The sequence below is a fragment of the Microbacterium sp. bgisy203 genome, from assembly GCF_057706945.1.
In genome coordinates this window covers 38,830-63,845 of the sequence record NZ_JBYIPF010000003.1, presented here as the reverse complement: position 1 = coordinate 63,845, position 25,016 = coordinate 38,830, and the positions used below count along the sequence as shown (strand labels likewise).

General features: G+C 70.8%; 25 protein-coding genes and 2 pseudogenes. 12 read left to right on the top strand and 15 right to left on the bottom strand.

Going from position 1 to position 25,016, the window contains the following annotated elements; all coding sequences use genetic code 11:
* Positions 1 to 83: 83 nt before the first annotated feature.
* Together AC3ENQ_RS06130 and AC3ENQ_RS06125 are read left to right on the top strand one after the other, a co-directional pair.
* Positions 84 to 827 carry a GTP pyrophosphokinase gene (locus tag AC3ENQ_RS06130; RefSeq protein WP_431802731.1) on the top strand — a complete coding sequence of 248 codons (744 nt, stop codon included), beginning with the start codon at positions 84 to 86 and terminating at the stop codon, positions 825 to 827.
* A gap of 96 nt (positions 828 to 923) precedes the next feature.
* Positions 924 to 1,607 carry a DnaJ family domain-containing protein gene (locus tag AC3ENQ_RS06125; protein WP_431802729.1) on the top strand — a complete coding sequence of 228 codons (684 nt, stop codon included), beginning with the start codon at positions 924 to 926 and terminating at the stop codon, positions 1,605 to 1,607.
* A gap of 169 nt (positions 1,608 to 1,776) precedes the next feature.
* Here AC3ENQ_RS06125 and AC3ENQ_RS06120 read toward each other — a convergent pair whose 3' ends face one another.
* The 6 genes from AC3ENQ_RS06120 to AC3ENQ_RS06095 form a co-directional block, all read right to left on the bottom strand.
* Positions 1,777 to 2,931, bottom strand: coding sequence for a cystathionine gamma-synthase (locus tag AC3ENQ_RS06120; RefSeq protein ID WP_431802727.1), 1,155 nt, complete (start codon positions 2,929 to 2,931; stop codon positions 1,777 to 1,779).
* Complete coding sequence (locus AC3ENQ_RS06115; RefSeq protein ID WP_431802725.1) at positions 2,928 to 4,055, bottom strand: pyridoxal-phosphate dependent enzyme; 1,128 nt, start codon at positions 4,053 to 4,055, stop codon at positions 2,928 to 2,930. The genes AC3ENQ_RS06120 and AC3ENQ_RS06115 overlap by 4 nt, the downstream gene beginning before the upstream one ends.
* A gap of 220 nt (positions 4,056 to 4,275) precedes the next feature.
* Positions 4,276 to 5,337 (bottom strand): LLM class flavin-dependent oxidoreductase, encoded by a 1,062-nt coding sequence (locus tag AC3ENQ_RS06110; protein ID WP_431802723.1) that lies wholly within the window; start codon positions 5,335 to 5,337, stop codon positions 4,276 to 4,278.
* A complete protein-coding gene (locus AC3ENQ_RS06105; RefSeq protein WP_431802721.1) occupies positions 5,334 to 6,659 on the bottom strand; it encodes an O-acetylhomoserine aminocarboxypropyltransferase/cysteine synthase family protein in 1,326 nt (441 codons plus the stop codon). The genes AC3ENQ_RS06110 and AC3ENQ_RS06105 overlap by 4 nt, the downstream gene beginning before the upstream one ends.
* Complete coding sequence (locus AC3ENQ_RS06100) at positions 6,656 to 7,369, bottom strand: alpha/beta hydrolase (RefSeq protein ID WP_431802719.1); 714 nt, start codon at positions 7,367 to 7,369, stop codon at positions 6,656 to 6,658. The genes AC3ENQ_RS06105 and AC3ENQ_RS06100 overlap by 4 nt, the downstream gene beginning before the upstream one ends.
* Positions 7,370 to 7,442: 73 nt before the next feature.
* Positions 7,443 to 8,453 carry an LLM class flavin-dependent oxidoreductase gene (locus AC3ENQ_RS06095; RefSeq protein WP_431802717.1) on the bottom strand — a complete coding sequence of 337 codons (1,011 nt, stop codon included), beginning with the start codon at positions 8,451 to 8,453 and terminating at the stop codon, positions 7,443 to 7,445.
* Positions 8,454 to 8,646: 193 nt separating this feature from the next.
* Here AC3ENQ_RS06095 and AC3ENQ_RS06090 point away from each other — a divergent pair, with 193 nt between their 5' ends.
* A complete protein-coding gene (locus AC3ENQ_RS06090) occupies positions 8,647 to 10,194 on the top strand; it encodes an ABC transporter substrate-binding protein (protein ID WP_431802715.1) in 1,548 nt (515 codons plus the stop codon).
* Between the two features lie 198 nt (positions 10,195 to 10,392).
* On the opposite strand, the gene AC3ENQ_RS06085 is transcribed toward AC3ENQ_RS06090, so the two are convergent.
* The 6 genes from AC3ENQ_RS06085 to AC3ENQ_RS06060 form a co-directional block, all read right to left on the bottom strand.
* Positions 10,393 to 11,139 carry an ABC transporter ATP-binding protein gene (locus AC3ENQ_RS06085; RefSeq protein ID WP_431802713.1) on the bottom strand — a complete coding sequence of 249 codons (747 nt, stop codon included), beginning with the start codon at positions 11,137 to 11,139 and terminating at the stop codon, positions 10,393 to 10,395.
* 88 nt (positions 11,140 to 11,227) lie between these two features.
* Positions 11,228 to 12,088, bottom strand: a complete 861-nt coding sequence (locus AC3ENQ_RS06080; protein ID WP_431802710.1) for an ABC transporter ATP-binding protein — start codon at positions 12,086 to 12,088, stop codon at positions 11,228 to 11,230.
* Positions 12,085 to 12,996 carry an ABC transporter permease gene (locus AC3ENQ_RS06075; RefSeq protein WP_431802708.1) on the bottom strand — a complete coding sequence of 304 codons (912 nt, stop codon included), beginning with the start codon at positions 12,994 to 12,996 and terminating at the stop codon, positions 12,085 to 12,087. The genes AC3ENQ_RS06080 and AC3ENQ_RS06075 overlap by 4 nt, the downstream gene beginning before the upstream one ends.
* A gap of 6 nt (positions 12,997 to 13,002) precedes the next feature.
* Positions 13,003 to 13,968: an ABC transporter permease gene (locus AC3ENQ_RS06070; protein WP_431802706.1), complete on the bottom strand. Its 966-nt coding sequence runs from the start codon at positions 13,966 to 13,968 to the stop codon at positions 13,003 to 13,005.
* Between the two features lie 15 nt (positions 13,969 to 13,983).
* Positions 13,984 to 15,351: an LLM class flavin-dependent oxidoreductase gene (locus AC3ENQ_RS06065; RefSeq protein ID WP_431802704.1), complete on the bottom strand. Its 1,368-nt coding sequence runs from the start codon at positions 15,349 to 15,351 to the stop codon at positions 13,984 to 13,986.
* 145 nt (positions 15,352 to 15,496) lie between these two features.
* Complete coding sequence (locus tag AC3ENQ_RS06060; RefSeq protein WP_431802702.1) at positions 15,497 to 16,360, bottom strand: sulfurtransferase; 864 nt, start codon at positions 16,358 to 16,360, stop codon at positions 15,497 to 15,499.
* A gap of 142 nt (positions 16,361 to 16,502) precedes the next feature.
* On the opposite strand from AC3ENQ_RS06060, the gene AC3ENQ_RS06055 reads away from it, so the two are divergent.
* The 3 genes from AC3ENQ_RS06055 to AC3ENQ_RS06045 all read left to right on the top strand — a co-directional run bounded on the left by AC3ENQ_RS06055 (position 16,503) and on the right by AC3ENQ_RS06045 (position 18,956).
* Positions 16,503 to 17,111, top strand: a complete 609-nt coding sequence (locus tag AC3ENQ_RS06055; RefSeq protein WP_431802700.1) for a flavin reductase family protein — start codon at positions 16,503 to 16,505, stop codon at positions 17,109 to 17,111.
* 71 nt (positions 17,112 to 17,182) lie between these two features.
* On the top strand, positions 17,183 to 18,565 hold the full coding sequence (locus AC3ENQ_RS06050; RefSeq protein ID WP_431802698.1) for an aspartate aminotransferase family protein: 1,383 nt from the start codon (positions 17,183 to 17,185) through the stop codon (positions 18,563 to 18,565).
* Between the two features lie 40 nt (positions 18,566 to 18,605).
* A complete protein-coding gene (locus tag AC3ENQ_RS06045) occupies positions 18,606 to 18,956 on the top strand; it encodes a DUF7882 family protein (RefSeq protein WP_431802696.1) in 351 nt (116 codons plus the stop codon).
* Positions 18,957 to 18,962: 6 nt separating this feature from the next.
* On the opposite strand, the gene AC3ENQ_RS06040 is transcribed toward AC3ENQ_RS06045, so the two are convergent.
* Complete coding sequence (locus AC3ENQ_RS06040; RefSeq protein ID WP_431802694.1) at positions 18,963 to 19,289, bottom strand: DUF7882 family protein; 327 nt, start codon at positions 19,287 to 19,289, stop codon at positions 18,963 to 18,965.
* A 4-nt stretch (positions 19,290 to 19,293) separates the two neighbouring features.
* Entirely contained in the window at positions 19,294 to 19,569 is a 276-nt protein-coding gene (locus AC3ENQ_RS06035) for a hypothetical protein (RefSeq protein WP_431802692.1), read from the bottom strand.
* 142 nt (positions 19,570 to 19,711) lie between these two features.
* Between AC3ENQ_RS06035 and AC3ENQ_RS06030 the strand changes: the two genes are divergently transcribed.
* From AC3ENQ_RS06030 to AC3ENQ_RS06005, 6 genes and pseudogenes are all read left to right on the top strand, one after another.
* Entirely contained in the window at positions 19,712 to 19,867 is a 156-nt protein-coding gene (locus AC3ENQ_RS06030; RefSeq protein ID WP_431802691.1) for a hypothetical protein, read from the top strand.
* Positions 19,868 to 20,016: 149 nt separating this feature from the next.
* Positions 20,017 to 20,316 (top strand): annotated as a pseudogene (locus AC3ENQ_RS06025) (thiamine pyrophosphate-binding protein); the annotation flags it as partial.
* Positions 20,317 to 20,336: 20 nt separating this feature from the next.
* Positions 20,337 to 21,680, top strand: a pseudogene (locus AC3ENQ_RS06020) (aldehyde dehydrogenase family protein); the annotation flags it as partial.
* 111 nt (positions 21,681 to 21,791) lie between these two features.
* Complete coding sequence (gene hpaD, locus AC3ENQ_RS06015; RefSeq protein ID WP_431802689.1) at positions 21,792 to 22,958, top strand: 3,4-dihydroxyphenylacetate 2,3-dioxygenase; 1,167 nt, start codon at positions 21,792 to 21,794, stop codon at positions 22,956 to 22,958.
* 68 nt (positions 22,959 to 23,026) lie between these two features.
* Positions 23,027 to 23,812: a 2-keto-4-pentenoate hydratase gene (locus tag AC3ENQ_RS06010; RefSeq protein WP_431802687.1), complete on the top strand. Its 786-nt coding sequence runs from the start codon at positions 23,027 to 23,029 to the stop codon at positions 23,810 to 23,812.
* The gene (locus AC3ENQ_RS06005) at positions 23,797 to 24,600 is read left to right on the top strand and encodes an HpcH/HpaI aldolase family protein (RefSeq protein WP_431802686.1); all 804 of its coding nucleotides are present in this window, start codon (positions 23,797 to 23,799) and stop codon (positions 24,598 to 24,600) included. The genes AC3ENQ_RS06010 and AC3ENQ_RS06005 overlap by 16 nt, the downstream gene beginning before the upstream one ends.
* A gap of 89 nt (positions 24,601 to 24,689) precedes the next feature.
* Here AC3ENQ_RS06005 and AC3ENQ_RS06000 read toward each other — a convergent pair whose 3' ends face one another.
* A complete protein-coding gene (locus AC3ENQ_RS06000) occupies positions 24,690 to 25,010 on the bottom strand; it encodes a hypothetical protein (RefSeq protein WP_431802684.1) in 321 nt (106 codons plus the stop codon).
* Positions 25,011 to 25,016: the final 6 nt, after the last annotated feature.

Here is a 25,016-nt window from a genome sequence, read left to right as displayed (position 1 = left end):
CAAGGTACCTGGTGATGGCGGCGTGCTCAAGAACGTTCCTTCATCACAGGTCGCGCACAAGCCCCGCCGGTACCGTCGAGGGCATGGACGCCCCCGCGCTGCCGTTGACCGTCATGACCGATGAGGGGACGGCGACGTTCTCCCCCGCGCAGCTGCGCGCGATGCGCGACGAGTTCCAGAGCTTCCTGCTGGAGTACCAGTTCGGTCTCCGCGAGGTCGAGACCAAGCTCGGCATCCTGCGCGACGAGTTCCAGCAGATGCACGACTACAACCCGATCGAGCATCTCTCGAGCCGCGTCAAGACGGCCGACAGCCTCGTCGACAAGGTGGTGCGCAAGGGCGTCGAGCCGACCTTCGACGGCATCCGCGCCGGGATCACCGACATCGCCGGCATCCGCGTGACGACGAGCTTCACGAAGGATGCCTACCGTCTGTTCGACCTGCTCACCCAGCAGGACGACATCACCGTGCGCGCCGTCAAGGACTACATCGCCGCGCCGAAGCCGAACGGCTACAAGAGCCTGCACGTCATCGTCGAGGTGCCCGTGTTCCTCTCGACGGGACGTGTCGACGTCGCGGTCGAGGTGCAGTTCCGCACGATCGCGATGGACTTCTGGGCGAGCCTCGAGCACAAGATCTACTACAAGTACGCGGGCATCGTCCCCGACGGCCTGCTCTCCGAGCTGAAGGATGCCGCGGACTCGGCCGCGCTGCTCGACGCGCGGATGGAGCGCCTGCACGGGGAGTTGCACGGTGAGTTGCGCGGTGAGTTGCGCGGCGAGCTGCGCGGCACGGGGGTGGGGGTCGGCGCCGTGCGGGCGGTGTAGCGGCGGGCGGATTCGGTGGACGCGGCGCGCGGGTTGCCCGCGACGGTTCACGCCCGACGCGCCCACGGAGCGCACTCACGCCGTAGCGTGGGGCTCATGACCGGCGACGCACGGCGGGATTCGGCATTGAGCGCTGCGCGCTACCGCGCCGCGCAGGCCGCGCGCGAGGCGGGGGTCGACGGCGAGGACGGCGACGCCGCGGGCGAGACGGATGCCGCGGCATCCGCGCCGGCCGGATCGGGCGCCGACTCGGGCGCCGGCTCGAATACCGGAACGCCGACGCCGCACGAGCGGGCGATGTACGTCGAGACCGCGATCCAGCAGGCGATCCGGCGCGGCGAGTTCGACAACCTGCCTGGGGCGGGCAAGCCCCTCGAGGGGCTCGGCGGCCATCACGACCCCGATTGGTGGATCCGCCGGAAGATCCAGACCGAGAAGCTCTCCGGCCTCGGGCCGCCGGCCCTCATGCTCCGCACCGAGCACGCAGAATTCGAGGAGCGCGTCGACGCGCTCGCGCGCGAGGGGCAGGTGCGCGAGTACGTCGAGGACTTCAACCGCCGCGTGATCGACGCGCGCCGCCAGCTGATGGGCGGGCCTCCGGTCGTGACCCCGACCCGCGACGCCGACGCGGAGGTCGCGGCCTGGCGCGCGCCGCGAGGAGCGAGCCGCCGCCGCGGCGCGGGAGGCGGCGGCGCAGGCCGAGGCCCGGGATGCCGTGGCGCAGGCGCCGGGCCCGCGGCGCTGGTGGCGCCGGCGCTGAAGCGCGCTGCAAGGCGCTGAGGGTCCCGCAGGTCGCTGAGGATCGTCGGCGCAGAACGCGGCCACGCGCGGAATCGTCGGCGCAAAACGCTGCCACGCGCGGAATCGTCGGCACAGATCGCGGCCACAGCCCTCGCTGCCGACGATCTGCGCCGACGAAACCCCCGCCGGGCACGAGCTCCAGACCAGATCAGACCTGGAGCGCCTGCTCCAGGTCGGCGAGGAGGTCGGCCTCGTCCTCGATGCCGACCGACAGGCGCACGACCTCGACGGGGACCGCCGCGTCGGTGCCGCGCACCGAGGCGTGGGTCATCGCGTCGGGGTAGTTGACGAGCGATTCGACCCCGCCGAGCGACTCGGCGAGGGTGAACAGGCGCGTCGACTCGGCGAAGCGGCGCGCGGCCTCGCCCGACTCGAGCGCGACCGAGACGATGCCCCCGAAGCCCGACATCTGGCGCGCCGCGAGCTCGTGCCCCGGGTGCGCCGCGAGCCCCGGGTAGTAAACGCGCGCAACACGTTCATGCCCCTCGAGGAATGCGGCGACGGATGCCGCGTTCTCGCTGTGCCGGCGCATGCGCACGTCGAGGGTCTTGATGCCGCGCGTCGTGAGCCAGGCATCCATCGGCCCGGATACGCCGCCCACGGCGAACTGCAGGAAGCCGACCTCGGCCGCGAGGGCGTCGTCGTTCAGGACGACCGCTCCCCCGACGACGTCGGAGTGTCCGCCGAGGTACTTGGTCGTCGAGTGCACGACGACGTCGGCGCCGAGCGCGAGCGGCTGCTGCAGCGCCGGGGTCGCGAACGTGTTGTCGACGACGACGAGCGCGCCCGCCTCGCGTCCGATCTCGGCGAGCGCGGCGATGTCGCTGATGCGCAGGAGCGGGTTCGACGGCGTCTCGACCCAGAGGAGGCGCGGGGGTGCCGCCGCGACGGCCGCACGCACGGCATCCGTGTCGCTCATGGCGACCGTCCGAAGTCCGACGCCCCACGGACCGAGCACGCGCGCGAGCAGTCGGTAGGTCCCGCCGTAGACGTCGTTGCCGAGAAGCACCTCGTCGCCGGGCTGCAGCGCGGCGCGCAGCAGCGCGTCTTCCGCTGCGAGGCCCGAGGCGAACGAGAACGCGTGCGCTCCTCCTTCGAGGGCCGCGAGCTGCGCCTGCAGCGCCGTGCGGGTCGGGTTGCCGCTGCGGCCGTACTCGTAGCCCTGGCGGAGGCCACCGATGCCGTCCTGGGCATATGTCGTCGAGAAGTGCACAGGCGGGATGACGGCTCCCGTGCTCTCGTCGGGCTCCTGCCCGGCGTGGACGGCGAGGCTCGCGAAGCCGCGGGCGGCGGGGGTGGTCATGAACGGACTCCTGTCAGGTCGTCTCGGCCCCCGCGAGACCGCGCGTTCTCGACGAGACCACCGGCGTTCTCGCCGGGTTTCGTCGAGAAGACGCGGTCTCGCGGGAGGGAGGGTGCGGTGACCGCGGAGGGTGCGGTGGGTGCGGTGGGTGGGGTGGGTGGGGGGGAGGCGAGGGGGATGCCGCGGGCTTCGAGCCACGCGTCGTCGTACAGCTTCGTGAGGTAGCCGCGGCCGTGGTCGGGGAGGACCACCACGACCACCGCGTCATCGGGGAGGCCCCGCGCGACGCGGAGCGCCGCGACGACCGCCATGCCCGACGACCCGCCGACGAGCAAGCCCTCCTCGCGGGCGAGGCGGCGGGTCATCGCGAAGCTCTCGGCATCCGACACCCGCTCGTACCGGTCCACGACCGACGCATCGAACGTGTCGGGGTAGAAGTCCTCGCCGACGCCCTCGACGGCGTAGGAGTGGATCGGGCCGCCCGAGTAGATCGAACCCTCGGGGTCGGCACCGACGACGACGATCTCGCCCGCCGTCGCCTCCTTGAGGAAGCGCCCCGTGCCGCTGATCGTGCCGCCCGTGCCGATGCCCGCGACGAGGTGCGTGACCCGCCCATCGGTGTCGCGCCAGATCTCGGGGCCGGTGGTCTCCGCGTGCGCGCGCGGTCCGTTCGGGTTCGCGAACTGGTTGGGCTTGAACGCTCCGGGGATCTCGCGCGCGAGGCGGTCGGAGACGCTGTAGTACGACTCGGGGTGCTCAGGCGGCACGTTCGTCGGCACGACGACGACCTCGGCGCCGTACGCGCGGAGAACCGCCGTCTTCTCACCCTCGAACTTGTCGGGCACGACGAAGACCATGCGGTACCCGCGCTGCAGCGCGACGAGGGCGAGGCCCACGCCGGTGTTGCCGCTCGTCGGCTCGACGATGGTGCCGCCGGGGCGGAGCTCCCCGGATGCTTCCGCGGCATCGATGATCCGGCTCGCGATGCGGTCTTTGGCCGAGCCGCCCGGGTTGAAGTACTCGACCTTCGCGAGAACGGTGGCGCGGATGCCGTCGGTGACGGACCCGAGGCGGACGAGGGGCGTGTTGCCGACGAGGTCGGCGATGTGCGAGACGTAGCGCATGAGGAGTCCTGTGGATGGGGCCGCGGGGTGAGGCGCGCGATGCGCGGGGATCAGCGGCGGGCTGTCGGGGTCGTCGGGAGAACGCGGGCGCGGGGTACGCGCCTCGGCGTCAGCGACAACAGCGACAGGTCAGGAACACCCCGCCAGAGTAACCCACGACCCAGGATGCCGGGGAGTGTTACACATTCGGCGTAACACTCCCCGGCCTCACCCGCTGCGCTCAGACCCCCAGAAGCGAGGGTGCGGAGCTCTGCGGCACGAGCGGGAACACCTGTTCGGCGATGCGCTCGAGCTCCTCGCGCAGCGGCGAGGACTGGATGAGCAGCAGCGTGATGCCCGCGTCGCCGTACGCCCGGATCCGCTCGGCGACCTGTTCGGGTGTGCCGACCAGGTTCGGACGCAGCCCGCGGGTGCCGACCGAGTACTCCCGCTTGGTGAGCTCGAGCGAGAGGTTGGAGTTCTGCCGGAACTGCTCGAACGACGCGTAGCCGGGCGAACACTCGTCGACGGATGTGATGCGCTCGAGTTCGCGCTGCGCCTCGGCCTCGGTGTCGCGGACGATGACGTACGCGGGCATGCCGATCTCCCGCATCGGTCGTCCCGTCCAGCGGAGCGAGCGCTCGGTGATGTCGGCGACGTTCGCCGTCACCTCCTCGAGCGTTCCGCCGTGCATGACGTAGGCATCGGCGAACCGTGCGATCGACTCCTTCCCCGCGTCGCTCTCGCCGCCCGCGAAGACGACGGGTGCGGCCGACGGCTTCGGCTCGACGATGGTCCCCTCGAGCGTGTAGTACTCACCCGCGAAGTCGAACGGCGTCCTCTCCCACAGCCCGCGCAGCACGTCGACGAACTCCTCCGCCTGCACGTAGCGGGCGTCGTGGGTGGTGAAGCGTCCGCCGAACTGCCGCGCCTCCTCCGCCCACCAGGCCGCGACGACGTTGAGCGCGACGCGCCCCGGCGCGATCGAGTCGAGCGTCGACACGGTTTTGGCGAGGACCGCCGGCAGGTGGAAGCCGGGACGCACGGCCGTCATGACACGCAGCCGGTCGGTGACGGCGAGGATCGCGGCCGACAGCGACCACGCTTCGAGGCTCGGCGCCTCGGGACCTTTGCGGTCGTTGAGGTAGAGCTCCGGCACGAGCGTCGTGTGGAAGCCCAGCCGGTCGGCGGTGATCGAGATATCGCGGATCGACGCCCACGTCGCCGCCATCCCCTCCTCGTCGCCGACGTTTCGGAGGAAGCCGCCGTAGACCGGAGTCCAGTAGCCGAGGTCGATCGTCATGAGGTTCCTTTCGAGGGCGCGGAGAGACGGCCGAGAGCCTGTTCCAGATCGGCGATGATGTCCGCCGGGTCTTCCAGCCCGATCGAGAGGCGGATCGTCGTCGGGGAGATCCCGGCATCCGCCAGCTGCACGTCGGTGAGGTGGCTGTGGGTCATGGATGCCGGATGGTTCACGAGGGACCGGGCATCGCCGATGTTGGCGACGAGCTTGACGAGCCCGAGCCCGTCGACCACCGTGTGCACGCGCGCGCGGTCGGCGTCGGCATCGCCGGTCGCGGCGAGGTCGAACGAGAACACGGCCGGCGCGCCCTTGGGGAGGTAGGTGCGTGCGGCATCCGCCCACGCATTCCCCGGGATGCCGGGGTGATGCACGGCCGAGACCGCGGGGTGCGCGTCGAGGAAGCGGGCGACCTCGAGCGCGGATGCGGTGTGCTTCGCGATGCGGAGGTCGAGCGTCTCGATGCCCTGAAGGAGTTGGAACGCGTTGAACGGCGACAGCGAGGGGCCGAGGTCGTGGACGTACTTCGTGCGGATGAGGACGGCGAGCGCCTGACCCGCCGCACCGAACCGGTCCCAGAGCGTCACACCGGGGATGCGGGCGTAGGGGCGGGTCAGCTGCGGCCAACGGCCCGGGTCGGCACCGAAGTCGAAGGTGCCGAGGTCGACGACGACACCGCCCATGGAGGTGCCGTGCCCGCCGAGGTACTTCGTCGCGGAATGCACGACGATGTCGGCACCGAAGTCCTTCGGTCGCTGCAGATAGGGCGTCGCGACGGTGTTGTCGATGATGAGCGGCACGCCCGCCGCATGCGCGATGTCTGCGACCGTTCGGACGTCGAGCACCTGCGCCGTGGGGTTCGTCACCGACTCGGCGAACAGGGCGCGCGTCTCGGGGCGGATCGCGCTGCGCCACGCATCCGGGTCGTCCTGATCGACGAAGTCGACCGCGATGCCCCAGTCGGCGAACGTGTCCTGCAGGAGGTCGACCGTGCCGCCGTAGAGCTGGCGCGCGGCGACGATGTGCTCCCCCGCCTTGGCCAGCGCGAGGAGCGCGACGGCGACCGCGGCCTGCCCCGACGCGACGGCGACCGCTGCCGTCCCGTTCTCGAGCGCGGCGACGCGCTGCTCGAACACCACCTGCGTCGGGGTCGAGGCGCGCGAGTAGAGGTTGCCGGCCTTGCGAAGCGCGAAGATGTCCTCGGCATCCTGCAGCGAGGCGAACTCGTACGCCGTCGTCTGGTAGATCGGCGTCGCGACCGCGTTCTGCGGCGTGCCAGGGGTGTACCCCTCATGCACTTGGAGCGACGCGAAGCCGTCGCTCACGCGCGGGCCGCCTCGACGAGCGGGTGGCGCACGATCGGCTGCTCGACACTTCCGGCGCGCAGCCGCTCGAGCCACAGCACGATCGTCGCGGCGACGGAGCGGTGGCTCTGGTCGTTGAGCGCGTCGTGGAGCCCATCGACCGTCTCGACGAACTCCAGCTCTGGCACCGCGGCGAGCGTTTCGCGGGCGGTCCCGACCGGCGCGATGGGGTCGGCGCCGCCGTGGATCGCGAGGACGGGTACGCGGATACCGGCGAGCGCACGGTCGCCGGGGATCGCGGCGGCGCTGCGAGTGTCACCGGGTGCGTCTTGCGCCGCGAGCACACCGAGGTGGACAGGGCAGGCGGAGCGCTCCTCAGGCGACGCCGACGCGTCGTCCCGACCCGCGATCGGAAGCCCGGCGACGATGACGCCGTCGATGCCCGCGCCGCGCGCGCCCGCAGCAGCCGTCAGAGCGATCGCAGCGCCGCGATCCGACCCGACGAGGACACGCGGCCCAGGCTCCTGCGCGACCAGCCATGCCTGCGTCCGCGCTGTGTCGTCGCCGCTGAAGACGCCGACGACATACCCGTCGAAAGCGAGGCGGCGGCCGAATCGGGCGTAGACGTCGGCGCCTTCCCCCGCCCCGGCGATGAGGGCGAGGACACCGCGTACGCGTGTTCCGGCGGGCGGTTCGTGAAGGACGGGCGGGAGCGTCGGAGCGGAGGTCATGGCATCCATTTCACTGAGCGACGCCGCATGGCGCCACCTTGTTGCGGGGTGTTGCGGGCAACGTCTCGGTCGATCACAGCGTCGACGCGAGCGCGGGGGCGCGCAGCCCGTGGTCGCTCGCCTCCGCGATGCCCACGAGCTGGTCGGCGAATCCCGCGTCGGCGAGGGGAAGGACAGGGGCGAGGAGCAGATCGGTCGCGGCGCGCACCGTGGGGTCCTCGCCGAGAGACGCGGCGATCTCTGCGGGCGAACCCACGTGAGTGTTGGACAGGCAAACGTAATCGAGCGCCGTCTGTCCCGATTGGCCGAGCGGGAGCGCGCCAGGGTCGTCGCGGAGGATCGCGCCGATGCGCTCGAGGGCGTCCCCTCGGGATGCCGCGACGAACACGGCGCGCGACACGGCGATCCGCGGGGCCGTGGCGGCGGTCGCGGGGTAGGCAGTGACGTACGCGTCGACGAGGGCGCGCTGCACGGTGCCGGTGTCGCCGGCGCGCACGACGCGATGCAGCTGGAGCCCGTCGCCGGAACGCGCCGCCGCGACCGCGGTCGCCTCCCCCGATGTCGCCTGCCACAGCCGCGTCGCCAGATCGGCCGGCGGCGGGTACAGGGCGACGCGCTCGCCGTCGACCCGCGCGCCCGAGGTGAGGAGGGTGCGCAGATCCGCGAGCGCCCCCCAGTAGAGCTCCTCGCGGCCGGTTTCGTCAAGACCGAAGGCGCGGTACGCCTGGGAGGAGAACCCGTGCCCGTTGCCCTTCCCGACCCCCAGCTGCAGCCGTCCGCCGCTGAGGGCGTGGACGCTCGCAGCCACCTCGGCGAGGCGCAGAGGACTGTCGAAGGCGATCGGAACGACGGCCGTGCCGAGGTCGATGCGCTCGGTGGCGGCCGCGGCGCCGGCGAGCACGGTCAGCGCCGACGAGACGCCGATCGTGCCGAAGTGACCCTCGGCGAGCCAGAAGGCGTCGAAGCCGACGTTCTCCACATCGCGGGCTGCCTGGACGATCCGACGGGTGAGTACGCTCGCGTCGCCCCGTGCCGAGGGGAGGACGAAGACGCCGATGCGGCGACGGGGAGGTGTGGGAGACATGACGGCTCTTTCGCGGCGACGGGTCTGGATGTCCCGAGTCTGGGGCTCGCGCGCGGACTCCACCGACGCCGATGAAAGCGGACGACACGCGGCGCAATGCGACGTAACGATCCGCGGGGTCCGGCCGCCGGGCCGTGGTGGACTGGCGCGTCCTTGCCCCTGGCACCCGATTCCCACCCTGCACGGAGACCTCATGAGAAGACTCACCCTGACCGCCGCGGTCGCCGCCGCGGCGGCCGTCGCGCTCGCCCTGAGCGGATGCGGTTCGAACACGCCCCGCGGAGAGGGCGACGCCGCGCCCGCCGTGGTGAAGTGGGGCGTGGCCGCCCTCAACACGAACTGGGACCCGATCGTCACGGGGGCGACCGGGGCGACGACGACGATGACACCCATCTACGAGTCGCTCATCACGCGGGGCGAGGACGGCAAGCTCCACCCCGCGCTCGCCACCTCCTGGGAGTACAACGACGAGGGCACCGCCGTGACCTTCACTCTCCGCGAGGGTCTCACCTTCCACGACGACTCCCCCGTCGACGCGGAGGCGGTGAAGTACTTCATCGAGCGCGCCAAAAGGCAGGAGAACTCCGCCCTGGCGGGCTCCTACGAGAACATCGACACCGTCGAGGTGATCGACGACCTCACCTTCGTCGTCCATCTGAAGACGGTCGACTACCAACTGCCGTACCTCCTGAGCAACCGAGCCGGTCTCATCACGAGCAAGGTGGCGGCGCAGAAGGATCCGCAGGCGCTCAATACGAGCCTGCCGGTGGGTGCGGGGCCGTTCAAGGTCGTCTCCCTCGTCCCCGAAGACAAGATCGTCCTCGAGAAGAACCCGGACTACTGGGACGCGGACGAGATCCACATCGACCGCATCGAGATAGACGGCGGCAACGACCCGTCGACGCTCGTGTCGTCGCTGCAGACCGGCGTGTACAACTTCGCGACGATCACGCCCGCGCTCATCGAGCAGGCCGAGACGGCCGGCTTCGACGTCATCCGCGACCCGAAGACGAACTGGGTGATCTCGTTCCTCAGTCTGAATCTCAACAAGGAGCCGTTCACCGATCCGAGAGTGGTCGAAGCGGTGCGCTACGCGATCGACCGCGACGAGATCGTGAAGAAGGGGTACCTCGGGTACGCGGACGCCGTGAACCAGGTCTTCCCCGAAGGTCACCTCGGCTACGACCCGTCGCTCGAGGACGAATACGCCTACGACCCTGCGAAGGCGAAGCAGCTGCTGAAGGATGCCGGATACGAGCCCGGTGACCTGTCTCTCACGCTCTATCCCTTTACTGCTTCCGATCCGAATGCGGAGATCATCCAGTCACAGCTCGGCGCCGTCGGCATCACGGTGGACATCGAGATCGATCCGAACTGGGCGAAGGGATACTTCGGCAAGGAGTACGCTCTCGCGCTCTACGGGTACGTCGGCCGAGACTCGTACGTGCAAGCGCTCACCGAGCACTTCTCCGACGGCGGCGTGCTGAATCTGAGCTCGCCGTATACGTCGCCGGAGTTCGCCGAGGCGCTCGCCAAGGTCCGCGCCACACCGACGGACGACACCGAGGCGTACGGCGAGGCGCTCACGCAGGCCGCCGCCGCGGGCTACCGCAACGGCTCGACGGTCGCGCTGGCGACGGGCACGTATATCTGGGCGAAGGACCCGTCGATCTCCGACAGCGACGAGCACATCGAGGGCCGACTCGGCTGGAAGGGCGTGCGGATCACGTCCGACGACTGACCCCAAACATGCGGCGGCGGCGGCTCCCTCGGGAGTCGCCGCCGTTGCGTGTTCGGCTCGCCGCTTCGTGTTCGGTTCGCAGGAGATTCTGTCCATGCGGGGGCTTTTCGCGCCTCGAATCGTGCCGCGAGCAGCAAATGTCCTGCGAACCGAACGGCGTGCCGGGCGGGTTCAGCCGACCGGGGGGCGCTGACCGGGTCAGCCGGCGAGTTCGCGGCGCAAGCGCTCGCGTTCAGCGCGGGGCATGCCCGCCCCGGCGAGGGTCGGCGCCGAACCCACGAGCAGCCGCGTGTAGGCGTGCTCGGGGCGGCGTACGACGCTCTCGCTCGTGGCGGTCTCCACGATCGTGCCGTCGTAGAGGACGGCGGTGCGATCGGTGACGCCCGCGACCGATCCCAGATCGTGCGAGATGTAGAGGAGCGCCACGCCCTGTCCACGGAGCCTCGTGAGAAGCTCGAGGATCTTCACCCGGTTGGCGGCGTCGAGCGCACTGACAGGCTCGTCGAGGACGATGACGGCGGGGTCGGTGATGAGGGCGCGCGCAATGGCGGCACGCTGCCGCTGCCCGCCGGAGAGCTCACCCGGAAGGCGGCCCGCGAGCGCGGGGTCGAGCTCGACGTCGACGAGGCGCGCGCTCACGGCATCCGCCGCCCCGGCACGCTCACGCCCGCCGCGCACGGTGAGCGGTTCGGCGATCGAGTCTCCGATCGTGCGGTCGGGGTCGAAGCTTCGGAGCGGGTCCTGGAAGACGTACTGGACAGCGCCCGACCGTCGGAACGCCCGCCGCCGGGCCCCGGCGAGCCCGTGCACCGCCGCACCGTCGACGAAGATCTCGCCCGCACGGATGGGGACGAGTCCGAGCACCGTGCGCGCGAGGGTCGTCTTCCCGGATCCGGACTCGCCCACGAGCCCGACGATCTCGCCGGCGGCGACGTCGAGTGACACGTCGTGGAGGACCCGTCTGCGGTGTCGTCCGCGTCCCCGCACGGCTTCGACGCCACGCAGACGCAGCGCCGGTACAGACGCGCCCGACTCAGCCGACACGGGTCACCGCCGCAGCATCGGGCTCCGACGCCGGGAGCGCGACGAAACGCTCGATACCGTACTTCTCATGCTCCTCGATGAGCAGGCGGGTGTACGGATGCCTCGGCGCACCGATCACCTGCGCGGTGCGTCCTGCCTCGACCACCCGACCGTCGCGCAGCACGACGACCTCGTCGCACAGCTGGGCGATGACCGACAGATCGTGCGAGACGACGAGGAGGGTCAGTCCGATCCTCTCGCGCAGGTCGGTGAGCAGGTCCAGGATCTCGGCCTGCACCGTCACATCGAGCGCGGTGGTGGCCTCATCCGCGATCAGCACACGCGGTTCGAGGGCGATCGCGATCGCGATGAGCACGCGCTGCAGCATGCCGCCGGACAGTTCGTGCGGGTAGGAGCGTGCGACGCGGCCCGTGTCGCCGAGGCGCACCGCGTCGAGCAGGCGCGCACTCTCGACCCGAGCCGCCCGCCGTCGCAGCCCGCGCTTCACGCGCAGCACCTCGCGCAGCTGCGCACCGATGGTGAGGGAGGGATGCAGGTACGACCCCGGATCCTGGAACACGGCGGAGATCACCCCGCCGCGCAGGCGCGACCACTCCCGCTCCCGGAAGCCCGTCACGTCCTGTCCGTCGACGACGATCCGCCCCGCCGCGATCTCGACACCGTCAGGGAGAACGCCGAGCATCGATCGGCACGTGAGCGTCTTGCCGCTCCCCGACTCCCCGACGATCCCGGTCACGCCCCCGCGGCGAAGTGCGAGCGTGACGTCGTCGACGAGGGTCTCACCCGTCAGCGAGGAGACGATGGTGAGTCCGTCGATCGAGACGACACCGGTCTGTTCGGTCGTGGTCATAGGAGGACCTCCTGCTTCTCGGGATCGCGTCTGTCGTGATCGCGCGCGGCGCGCGGCGGCCGAGCCCCGGCCGAGCGGCTCGCGCGCGCCAGCAGCGCACGCCCGCTCTGGCCCGAGACATCGCGCAGGGCGTCGGCGAGCAGGTTGAGGCTCAGCACCGTCGCCATGATGAGCACCGCGGGGAAGACGGGCGCGAACGGCTTCAGTGGCAGATAGCGGAGGTCGGCGGCGAGGTCGCCGCCCCACGTCGGCGTCGGCGGCTGCACGCCGATGCCGAGGAAGCTGAGGCTCGCGACGACGACGAGACCGGCCCCGAGCGCCCCCGCGAGGGCGACGCCGATGACGGGGAGCACCTTCTTCACGACGTGATGGCGGACGATGAACCCCGTGGTCGCGCCCGACAGCACGGCCGACTCCACGTACTGCGAGCCGAAGACCTGGAGCGTCGCGGCGCGGGCGACGCGGAAGAAGAGGGGCGAGATGAGCACCCCGACAGCGACGAGCGCCTGCAGAAGTCCGTTGCCGAGAAGCGCCGTGACCGCGACGGCGAAGACGAGGAACGGCAGGGAGATGAGTGTGTCGACGACGCGCAGCGACACCCACTCGAAGGAGCGCCCCAGGAAGACCGAGAGGATGCCGGGGACCGCGCCGACGACGAGAGCGATCACCCCGAGGAGCGCCGTGCCGAAGACGCTGAGCGGGGCCCCGTGAAGGAGGCGTGACAGCACGTCACGCCCGAGGTAGTCGGTGCCGAGCAGGTGCGCCGCGGAGGGCCCGGCGAGGATGTCGTCGCTCCCCTGCAGCGGGTCGAACGAGGCGAGGAGCGGCCCGAACACGGCCAGTGCGACGATGACGGCGAGGAGGATGGCGGCAACGAGGCCGGTGCGGATCCTCAGGAGGTCGGGCACGGCGGCTCACACTCCCCGGCCGGCGGCGGGCGAGAGCCGGGCCAGCACGATGTTGACGAGCAGATTGAACACCACGACGAGCACGATCGAGACGACGAGCGCTCCCTGCACGGCCGGCACGTCGCCGCGAAGCGCGGAGTCTGCGGCGAACTGCCCGTAGCCGGAGAGCCCGAAGATCGCCTCGGTGACGATCGCCCCGCCGAGCAGAGCCGGGAATTTCATGCCGAGCACGGCGACGGCCGGTCCGGCGCCGCCGCGGAGCGCGTGTCCGAAGAAGACGCGCTGCGGGCTCAGCCCCCGCACGCGCGCCCCCACGATGTAGTTCTCGTCGAGCGCGGAGGTGAGTCCCGTGCGCAGTTGTCGGGCGACGTCGGCGACGGTGTCGAAGCTCAGCGCGACAGCGGGGAGCGTGATGTACCAGAGCCAGAGACCGACACCCCCCTCGGCCGGAGAGACGTACCCGGCAGACGGGAACCAGCGCAGCCCGACGGCGAACACCGCGACCAGCGCGACTCCGACGACGAAAGGGGGCATGACCGACAACGCCGTCGTGACGACCGTGATGCCGCGGTCGACGACGCCGCCACGGCGGAGGGCCGCGATCAGTCCGAGGATCGCTCCGACGACGATTCCGATGACGAGGGCGAGCCCCGCGACCGACAGGCTCACGAGCGCTTTGTCGAACAGGATGCGGGAGATCTCGGTGCCGTTCCACCAGCTGTTGCCCAGGTCGCCGCGCAGCACCCCGCCCATCCAGTCGGCGTACTGCGCGAAGAACGGCCTGTCGAGACCCCAGTCCTTCTCGATCTGCGCGACCAGCTCGGGCGTCGCGTTCTCGCCGAGCTGCAGGTGCGCCGGGCTCACCCCCGACAGGTCGCGCAGGAGATACGTGAGGAAGGTGGCGAGGAGGAAGACGGGGACGAAGACGGCGACGGGGCGGATGACGGATGCCGCGATGCTCCGGACGGTCATGGGCGGCGAGCCTGCTCAGGCATCCAGCAGCGCGGGAACGCCGAGCGGCTCCGTGCCCCGTCGTGCGGTGTGGACGTTCTCCGGACGGACGAGTCCGAGGTGCTCTCGGAGCGTGGTGCCCTCATAGCCGTCGCGCGCCAGCCCGCGGCTGCGGAGGATCGGCAGCACCTCGTCGAGGAAGCGGCGGAACTGGCTCGGCGCCGACACATAGATGTTGAAGCCGTCGGCGGCGCCCGCGCGGAACCACTCCTCGAGGACGTTCGCCACGGTCTCGGCCGAGCCGACGAACGGCGAACGTCGCGGTTGCGACAGCTGCTCCACGACCTGTCGCAGGGTCAGCGCCTCGGAGACGGCACGATCGACGATCTGCGCCGCCTGGGTCTTGAAGCTGCGCTCGGCGAAGGCGAGCGTCTCGGCGGGGAAGGGCGCGTCGAGGTCGTATTGCCGGAAGTCGTGCCAGCCGAACGGGCGGCCAAGCTCGGCGAGGGCCTGCTCGAACGTGTTCGAGAGGCGGTGCTGAGCGAGTTCGATCTCGCGCGCCTGCTCGTCGGTGTCGCCGACGACGATCCGCGCGCCGGGGAGGATGAGGATGCTCTCCGGATCGCGCCCGAACGCCGCCGCGCGCGTGCGGATGTCGCGGGCGAACTCCTGGTTCGCGGCGATCGTCGACGCATGCGTAAAGATTCCGTCGGCGTGGCGCGCGCCGAGGTCGCGCCCGGGCGCCGAATCGCCGGCCTGGAACACGACGGGATGACCCTGCGGCGAGCGCTCGATGTTGAGCGGGCCCACGATCGAGAAGTGCTCGCCGCGGTGATCGGTCCGGTGCAGTCGCGCCGGGTCGAGGAAGCGGCCGCTCTCGCGGTCGCGCGGGAAGGCGTCGTCCTCGTACGAATCCCAGAGCTTGCGCGCGACCTCGATGTGCTCGGCGGCGCGCGAGTACCGGGTGGCGTAGTCGTAGTGCTCGTCGAGCCCGTAGTTCCCCGCCGTCCCCCCGTCGCCGCTCGTGACGACGTTCCATCCCGCGCGCCCGCGGCTGATGTGATCGAGCGAGGAGAAGCGGCGCGCGAGGTTGTAGGGCGCGTTGTAGGACGTGGTCGCCGTGCCGACGAGGCCGATCCGCTTCGTGCGTGCCGCGAGGGCGGACAGGAGGGTGAGAGGCTCGAGCCGGCTGAGGTAGTGCGGGGGCGAGTCGGGGGTGATGAACTGGCTGTCGACGATGAAGACGAGGTCGAGCGCGGCGCTCTCGGCGAGCTGTGCCTGCGCGATGTACCAATCGATGTCCACGCTCGCGTCTCCCGGAATCTCGGGATCGAGCCAGCGGTTGTGCTCGCCGGGGCCTCCGGTGCCGGTGAGAATCGCTCCGAACACGATGTGGCGAGTCATGGGTCCTCCTGTGACGTCGGGCGCTTCGCGGGTTGCGAGCGGCGCTCCGGGAATACTGCCCGGCGGGATGCCTCTGGCGCGCGGACCGTTTCGCCGCGTGTACCAACGTTTCGCCGTGTGACGCCGCGGTGCCGCCCGTGCGCGCTCAGTACCCGGCGACCACCACGTCGAACGGGCTCGCGCCGATCGCGATCGGGCGCCCTGCGCTCCGCGACCAGAGGCTCCACGACCCCACGAAGACGCGCGCGGTGACCCCGGCGGTCTCGAAGGCGAGCGCGGAGTGCATCGAGGGGATGCCGGACGCGCACGAGAGCACCACGCGCGTGCCGGGCACGATGCCGTGCACCGCGAGGGTCGCGCGGATCTCGGACGGGCCGCGCAGCAGCCCGTCCGGCCCGATGTGCGTGACGGTCGGGATGTTCACGGCGCCGGGGATGTGGCCGGCGGCGGGGTCGAGCCCGGCGACCGCCCCGCGATAGTGCTGCGGCGCGCGCACGTCGACGAGCACGCCGTGGTGGGGGGCGAGAGCCGCGTCGTCGATGTCGGCGACCGCGTCGCGGTAGTCGGACTCTCCGCTCCACGTGCCCCGACGCACCGCGGTGTCGCCGCGCTCCAGCCGCAGCCCGTGCCGGAACCACGCGCGCAACCCGCCGTCGAGCAGACGCACGTCGATGCCGTTGCGCCGCAGAAGCCACCACGCCCGAGCGGCGGGAACGCCCTCGTTGTCGTCGTAGACGACGACACGATCGCCGACGTTGACACCCCACCGGCGCACGGCCTCGTGGAGATCGGCATCCGTCGGCAGCGGATGGCGGCCCGCCTCCGGGTGCCCGGGGGCGGCGAGCTCCCGCTCGAGGTCGACGTACACGGCCCCCGGAAGGTGTCCCTCGAGGTAGTCCGGACGGCCCTCGGGTCGGTCGAGTCGCCAGCGCACGTCGAGCAGCCGAGGGCGCGCACCGTGCGCGATCTCGGCGGCCAGTTCGGGCGCGCTCACCAGCGGAGAGGACATGACCCCATGGTTCCGAGCGCGCGGCGCACGCGACAGAAGCGCCGCAACACGGCGACACAGCGTCGTCACATTCCGTCACGCAGGGTCACACATGCACACAGTCGGGCATAAGACGGCACCCCGCGCGGTTGACTCGACTGTCATGAGCACGCCCCACGCCCCCGATCCCTCCGCCGCGCCGTTCCCGTCCGCTGCGCCGTTCTCCTCCGCGGACGCCCCCACGCACGAATTCTCGTCGTCGCTGTCCCCCGACGAATTCAAGACGCTCTTCCGCGGACACCCCGGCGGCGTCGCCGTCGTCACGGCGGATGCCGGCGACGGCCCGGTCGCGCTCACCGCGACGAGCGTCTCGAGCGTCAGCGCCGAACCGCCGCTCCTCATCTTCTCGGTGTCGTCGCTGTCGTCGGCATCCGACGTTCTCTCGCGCGCCGAGACGGTCGTCGTGCACCTCCTCGACGCGCACGACATCGACCTCGCGCGGCTCGGTGCGACAAGCGGTGTCGACCGGTTCGCGCAGACGCACCGCTGGTCACGCCTGGTCACCGGCGAGCCCGTGTACGACGGCGTGCGCGCGTGGGCGCGCTGCGCCGTGATCGGACGCATGGATGCCGGCACCTCCACCGTCATCGCCGCGCACGCTCTGCAGGCCGACGTCTCCCGCGACGTCGCCGCCGGAGAGCACGGCGACGCCCTCGTCTACCACAACCGCTCCTGGCACCGACTCGGAGACCACTCCCGCATCGACGGCTGAAGTTCCGCCCGTCACACCCCACGACGTCACCGCCCCGCAGTAGCGTGGGGTCACGTCGATCGGAGGATGCCGTGACCCGCACCGAACCGGAACTGCAGCAGATGGCGCGCGACCACCTGTGGATGCACTTCGCCCGCCAGTCCGTCATGACCGAGGGGCCCGGGGTCCCGATCATCGTCAAGGGCGACGGACACCACATCTGGGACGCGCAGGGCAAGAAGTACTTCGACGGTCTCGCGGGGCTGTTCGTCGTCAACGCGGGGCATGGGCGTCAGCGCCTCGCCCAGGCCGCCGCGAACCAGGCCGAGACCCTCGCCTTCTTCCCGCTGTGGTCCTACGCGCACCCCGCCGCGATCGAGCTCGCCGACCGGATCGGGTCGCTCGCTCCGGGCGACCTCAACCACGTCTTCTTCTCGACCGGCGGCGGCGAGGCCGTCGAGACGGCGTTCAAGCTCGCGAAGCAGTACTTCAAGCTCGTCGGCAAGCCCCTCAAGCACAAGGTGATCTCCCGCGCGATCGCCTACCACGGCACCCCGCAGGGCGCGCTCGCGATCACGGGCCTTCCGGGCATGAAGGCGATGTTCGAGCCGGTCACCCCAGGCGGCTTCCGCGTGCCGAACACCAACTACTATCGCGCCGCCGAGGCGGGCTTCGCCGGCGGCACGGAGGAGGAGTTCGGCGTCTGGGCCGCCGACCGCATCGAGGAGATGATCGTCTTCGAAGGCCCCGAGACCGTCGCCGCCGTCTTCCTCGAGCCGGTGCAGAACTCGGGCGGATGCTTCCCTCCCCCGCCCGGGTACTTCCAGCGGGTCCGCGAGATCTGCGACCGGCACGACGTCCTCCTCGTCTCCGACGAGGTCATCTGCGCGTTCGGGCGGCTCGGCACGTACTTCGGCGCGGATGCCTACGGCTACCAGCCCGACATGATCACGTTCGCCAAGGCCGTCACGAGCGGGTACGCGCCGCTCGGCGGCACGATCGTCTCGGACCGCATCTACGAGCCGTTCGCGCACGGGCAGGCATCTTTCGCCCACGGCTACACGTTCGGCGGTCACCCCGTCTCGGCGGCGGTCGCCCTCGAGAACCTCGACCTGTTCGAGGAGGAGGGGCTGCTCGAGAACGTGCGGGAGAACTCCCCCGTCTTCCGCTCGACGCTCGAGAGGCTTCTGGATCTGCCGATCGTCGGCGACGTCCGCGGCGACGGGTACTTCTTCGGCATCGAACTGGTGAAAGACACGGCGACGAGGGAGACCTTCAACGAGGACGAGTCCGAGCGGCTGCTGCGCGGCTTCCTCTCGCAGGCACTGTATGAGGCAGGGCTCTACTGCCGCGCCGACGACCGCGGCGACCCGGTCATCCAGCTCGCGCCGCCGCTGACGATCGGCCCGGCGGAGTTCGACGAGATCGAGCAGATCCTGCGCGGCGTGCTGACGGAGGCATGGTCACGGCTGTGAATAGCCGACGAAGAGCGGCATCCGACTTACAATCGTTCCCGTGGGAACCATCTATTACGGGGGGTCGGCGACGCCGATCCACATCGACGACCGGGCGCTCGCGCATCTGAAGGTCGTGATCTCGACGAAGCTCCGCCGCGGTGAGAGCTTCACGGTGTCGTGGCGCCACCCTGACGGCGAGCCCCGCGGCCGCAGCACGATCTGGTTGCACCCGTCCATCCCGATGCGCTTCGTCTTCGACGACCCCGAGCCGGCCGAGCTCAGCCGCGCGTGGATCGAGGACCTCGCCCAATCGGCGAACTCGTCCGGCGGCATCCAGCTGGTGGCCGAGCAGATTGATACGAACGGCACGGCGGACGACGCGCCGCAGACCGTGGAGGTCTCGGACTGACCCGGCTCAGCCGGTCATGACCTCGCCGGCGACGGAACCCTCCGGCTCAGGCACGATGTACAGACCCGCCGTTGAGTTGGCGGCATGCGTCAGAGCCTCCAGCCACGCCCGGTTGAGGGCCGGCTGACGGCTGCCGTGGTACTTGTACACGAGTGAGGCGTTCGGGTGGAGCCACACGGTGGTGCGGCCGTCGCCGAGGCTCGCGTCGTTGCGCCACGTGAACGGGAAGGGTTCGCCGCGGCGGAGCTTCTGGGTGATGACGACCTGGAGGTGCGCCAGCACGCGGTCGTCGAAGTCGACCTTCACGCTGCCGTCGTAATTGAACCTGCCCACGCCTCTACCGTAATGCGTCGACGCGGCGGGTGATCTCATCGAGGGCGAGGTCGGCTCCGCCGACGGGGGCAGCCAGCTCCAGCGGCGCGTCCACGACCGCCATGATCCCCGATCCGCCCAGCAGCAGCGAGCACAGCGCGGCGTTTCCTTCGTGGAAGCTCGGGAACTCGACGATGTCGGTGCCGCCGCGCTCACGCAAGGCCCGGGCATAGGACAGCACGGCATCGGCGATCTCGTCCGTCGTCAGGATGCGGTGGCCCTCGATCAGGATGTCCTTCATGGTGCGTGTCCCTCTGGATGCGTACTGGTTCCGTGTGCCTCTACTGAACCGGATCGGCTGGGCGCCACGCAGGGGGTTGACAGACGCGGGGCGGGCTGTCAAGCCTTACGCATGGGACGACCCGGCGCGGGAGACTCGACCCATGACCCTCGCACTCATCCTCATCATCGTCGGCATCGTCCTCATCCTTCTCGGCGTCTTCGTCCAGGCGGCGCAGTTCCTCCTCTGGATCGGCATCGTCATCCTGATCGTCGCCGTGATCGCCTGGTTGATGAACGTCGTCAAGCGCAACGCCTGACGCGCGTGCGCGGAGGGCGCCGGGCACCGCAGTCGCCCGGCGCCCCTATACTCGTGACTGTCCGGACGCGACGACGCGCCCGGTGCTCGAAAAAGGGGCACGCGAGACATATACGGCATCCTTCACCGCTCTTCGTCTCAGGAGCTTCCATGCCCACCGTCTCCGCGCACGTCGCCCAGACCCTCGCCCGCCACATCGACCACGTCTTCGGGGTCATGGGCAACGGCAATGTCCACTTCCTCGACGCGCTCGTGCGCGGTGAGAACGTCCACTACACCGCTATGCGCCACGAGGCCGGCGGCGTCGTCGCGGCCGACGCGCACTTCCGCGCCGGCGGCGGTCTCGCGGCGGCGACGGCGACCTACGGCGCGGGGTTCACCAACACCCTGACGGCCCTCGCCGAGGCGGTGCAGGCGCACGTGCCGCTCATCCTCGTCGTCGGCGACGAACCGACCTCCGGGCCACGCCCCTGGGACGTCGACCAGATCGCCCTCGCCGCCGCCGTCGGCGCGCGCACCTATACGGTCGGGCGGGCGGATGCCGCGGCCACGACGGTCATCGCCGTCGAGCATGCCCTCGCCTACCGTGTCCCGACCGTGCTCGCGATCCCGTACGACGTCGCGAAGGTCGACGCGGGACCCGTGCCCGAAGCGCCCGCGCCGCGGCTGCCCGCGCCTCTCGCCCCGACCTCACCGTTCACGCAGGCCGCGATCGCGGACCTCGCCCGCGCCCTCGCGGGGGCCGAGCGTCCCGTGCTGTTGGCCGGACGCGGGGCGTTCCTCGCCGGCGCCGGCGACGTGCTCGGCCGGCTCGCCGACGCGACGGGGGCTCTCACCGCGACCACCGCCCTCGGGCGCGGGATCTTCCCGCGTGGCGAGTACGACCTCGGTGTCACGGGCGGATTCGGCGCCGAGGGCGCGATGGAGCTCATCGGCGAGGCCGACGTCGCGGTCGTCTTCGGTGCGGGACTGAACCAGTTCACCATGCGTTTCGGCGCGCTGTTCTCGCCCGGCACCCGCGTCGTGCAGGTCGACATCGCGCCGGCGGCGACGCACCCGCACGTGGGCGGGTTCATCCGCGGCGACGCGCGCCTGGTGGCGGAGGCGCTCGCGGACGACGTCGCGCGGGTGCGGGGCGACGAGGGATCGACGCGACGATCTTCGGGGTCTTCTCGCTCAACGGCGAGCGCTGCACCGCGGGTTCGCGCATCCTCGTGCAGCGCTCGATCTACGACGAGTTCGTCGAGCGCTACGCCGCGCAGGCGAAGCGCGTGAAGGTCGGCTACCCGCACGACCCGGCCACCGAGGTCGGCGCGCTCGTGCACCCCGAGCACTTCGCGAAGGTGATGAGCTACGTCGAGATCGGCAAGACCGAGGGCCGCCTCGTCGCCGGCGGCGGGCAGCCCGAGGGATTCGAATTCGGCAACTTCGTCGCCCCGACGGCCTTCGCCGACGTCTCCCCTGACGCCCGGATCTTCCAGGAGGAGATCTTCGGCCCGGTCGTCGCGATCACCCCGTTCGACACGGAAGAGGACGCGCTCGCCCTCTCGAACGACACGAAGTACGGGCTCGCCGCGTATGTCTGGACGAACGACCTGAAGCGCGCACACACCTTCGCGCAGTCGCTCGAGGCCGGCATGGTCTGGCTCAACTCCAACAACGTGCGTGACCTGCGCACCCCGTTCGGCGGCGTGAAGGCGTCGGGCCTCGGGCACGAGGGCGGCTACCGCTCGATCGACGTCTACACCGATCAGCAGGCCGTGCACATCACGCTCGCCTCCGAACCCCACAACCCCACCTTCGGCAAGGCCTGAACCCGCCGCGAGACCGCGCGTATGTACGCTTTTGGGCCCCGAAACGTGACATTCGCGCGGTCTCGCGGAACACGACGATCCGCAACGACCCACCCGACGCAAGGACGCGACATGACCCACCGTGACACCCTCACCCCCACCTCCTCGGGCTACTTCGTGAGCCAGGAGGCCCCGATCCACTCCGACAACCCGATCGCGACGCCGACGGCGCTCCCGCCCGACATCCTGCGCTGCGCCTACATGGAGCTCGTCGTCACCGACCTCGCGGCATCCCGCTGGTTCTACGTCGACGTGCTGGGCCTCTACGTCACCGCCGAGGACGACGAGGCCATCTACCTGCGCTCGACGGAGGAGTTCATCCACCACAACCTCGTGCTCCGCCGCGGACCCATCGCCGCCGTCGCCGCCTTCAGCTACCGCGTGCGGTCGGCCGAAGACCTCGACCGGGCCGTCGCCTTTTACACGGAGCTCGGATGCCGCGTCGAGCGCCGCGCCGAGGGATTCGTGAAGGGCATCGGGGACTCCGTGCGCGTCGAGGACCCGCTCGGGTTCCCGTACGAGTTCTTCTTCGAGACGACCCACGTCGAGCGGCTCAGCTGGCGCTACGACCTCCACACTCCCGGCGAGCTCGTCCGCCTCGATCACTTCAACCAGATCACCCCCGACGTGCCGCGCGCGGTCCGCCATTACCAGGACCTCGGGTTCCGTGTGACCGAGGACATCCAGGACGAGGCGGGCACCGTGTACGCCGCGTGGATGCGGCGGAAGCCCACCGTCCACGACACCGCCGCGACCGGCGGTGACGGCCCGCGCATGCACCACGTCGCCTTCGCGACGCACGAGAAGCACAACATCCTCGCGATCTGCGACAAGCTCGGCGCGCTCCGCCGGTCGGATGCCATCGAGCGCGGCCCCGGCCGCCACGGCGTCTCGAACGCGTTCTACCTGTACCTGCGCGACCCCGACGGCCACCGCGTCGAGATCTACACGCAGGACTACTACACGGGCGACCCCGACAACCCGGTCGTCACGTGGGACGTGCACGACAACCAGCGCCGCGACTGGTGGGGGAATCCCGTCGTCCCGTCCTGGTACACCGAGGGCTCGCTCGTCCTCGACCTCGACGGCAACCCGCAGCCGGTCGTCGCCCGGACCGACGACTCCGAGATGGCGGTGACGATCGGCGCCGACGGCTTCTCGTACACGCGCCGCGACGAGGGCGAGGCGTCGATGCCCGAGTGGAAGCGCGGCGAGTACAAGCTCGGCCACCAGCTCTGACCCGTTTCGACTCGCTGCGCTCGCTCAACGACCGGAGGGTCGCGCACCCCTCACCGACCGGAGGCCCCATGCTCACGCCCACCCAGATCGCCGAGATCGCCGACGAGCTCGCCGTCGCCGACCGCGCGCACACCGTCATCCCGCGGATCACGGCCCGCTACCCCGACGCGACGGTGGAGGATGCCTACGCGATCCAGGGCGTCTGGCGCGACCGGATGACGGCGTCGGGGCGCACGCTCGTCGGTCGGAAGATCGGTCTCACCTCGAAGGCGATGCAGCAGGCGACGGGCATCACCGAGCCCGACTACGGCGTGATGTTCGACGACACCGTCTATCCGACGGGTGCGACGATCCGGGCGGCGGAGTTCTCGAACGTCCGCATCGAGGTCGAGCTCGCGTTCGTGCTGAAGGCCCCGCTCGCGGGCCCGGGCTGCACCCTCGACGACGCCCTCGCTGCGATCGACTATGCCGTGCCCGCGCTCGAGGTGCTGAACTCGCACATCGAGCTCGAGGGCCGCACGATCGTCGACACGATCAGCGACAACGCCGCCTACGGCGCGATGGTCCTCGGCGACGTGCACCGCCGCCCCGACGAGATCGACCTGCGCTGGGTGCCGGGAGTCCTCAGCCGCAACGGCGAGATCGAGGAGACCGGCGTCGCGATGGGCGTGCTCGGGCATCCCGCCACCGGCGTCGCGTGGCTCGCGAACAAGGTGGCGGCCCACGGTGACAGACTCGAGGCGGGCGAGATCATCCTCGCCGGGTCGTTCACCCGGCCGATGTGGGTCGCGGCGGGTGACGAGATCCGTTGCGACTACGGTCCGATGGGAGTCATCACATGTCGTTTCGACTGAGCGCGACCTTCCGCGACCGACTCGCTGCGGCGCCTCGCCCGCTCGTGGGCGGCTGGGTGTCGTCGGGCTCGCCGCTGGTCGCGGAGATCATGGCCGGCGCGGGGCTCGACTGGCTGCTCATCGACGGTGAGCACGGTCCGAACACCCTCGACACGGTCCTCGCGCAGCTGCAGGCGATCGACGGGTCGGGGACGACGCCGGTGGTGCGCGTGCCGTCGGGTGATGTCGTGACGATCAAGCAGGTGCTCGACCTCGGCGCCCAGAACCTCCTCGTGCCGATGGTCTCGTCCGCCGACGAGGCGCGCGCGGTCGTCGAGGCGGTGCGGTATCCGCCGCGCGGCCGGCGCGGCGTCGGCTCGGCGCTCGCCCGCTCGGCGCGCTGGAATCGCGTGGACGACTACCTCGCAAACACCGACGCGTATGTGTCGCTGTTCGTGCAGATCGAGACGGCGGATGCCGTCGACGCCGCCGCCGAGATCGCCGCGGTCGACGGCATCGACGGCGTCTTCGTCGGACCGAGCGACCTCGCGGCATCCCTGGGCCTGCTCGGTCAGCAGACGCACCCCGACGTGGTCGACGCCGTCCACCGCGCCTTCGCCGCCGTGCAGGGTGCGGGCAAGCCCGTCGGCGTGAACGCGTTCGACCCCGCCGTGGCACAGACCTACCTCGACGCGGGCGCCGCGTTCATCGCCGTCGGCGCCGACGTCGCCCTTCTCGCGCGCGGGTCGGAGGCCCTCGCGGCGCGCTGGATCCCGCACGCCGACGACACGCAGCGCGCCGGCTACTGACCCGGCTCCGCGCCGTCACCCCGACCGCGAGACCGCGCGAATGTCACGATCCCGGAGCGGGAACCGTGCATTCGCGCGGTCTCGCGGCATCAGCGGAAGGCCGCGACCGCCTCGTCCAAGGTGAGGACCTGGCGCGACTCGACCGCGACCGCGTACCACTGGCCGGTGAGGACCACGAAGACGTGCCCGACGCGGTCGATGAAGCCGACGACGACGCCCGGGCGCGACACCTCGAAGCGGTCGACCGCGACGGGGAGGCACACGAGCGCATCGGGGCACACGGGCGCATCGGGGCACACGGGCGCATCGGGGAAACCGAGTGAGGCGGCGCGGGCGGCGGACTCGGGTGCGCTGTCGCAGGCCGCAACGCGTCGCCGCCCCGAGGCCCCGAGTCCCGTCGTCGTGCTCACAGCCGC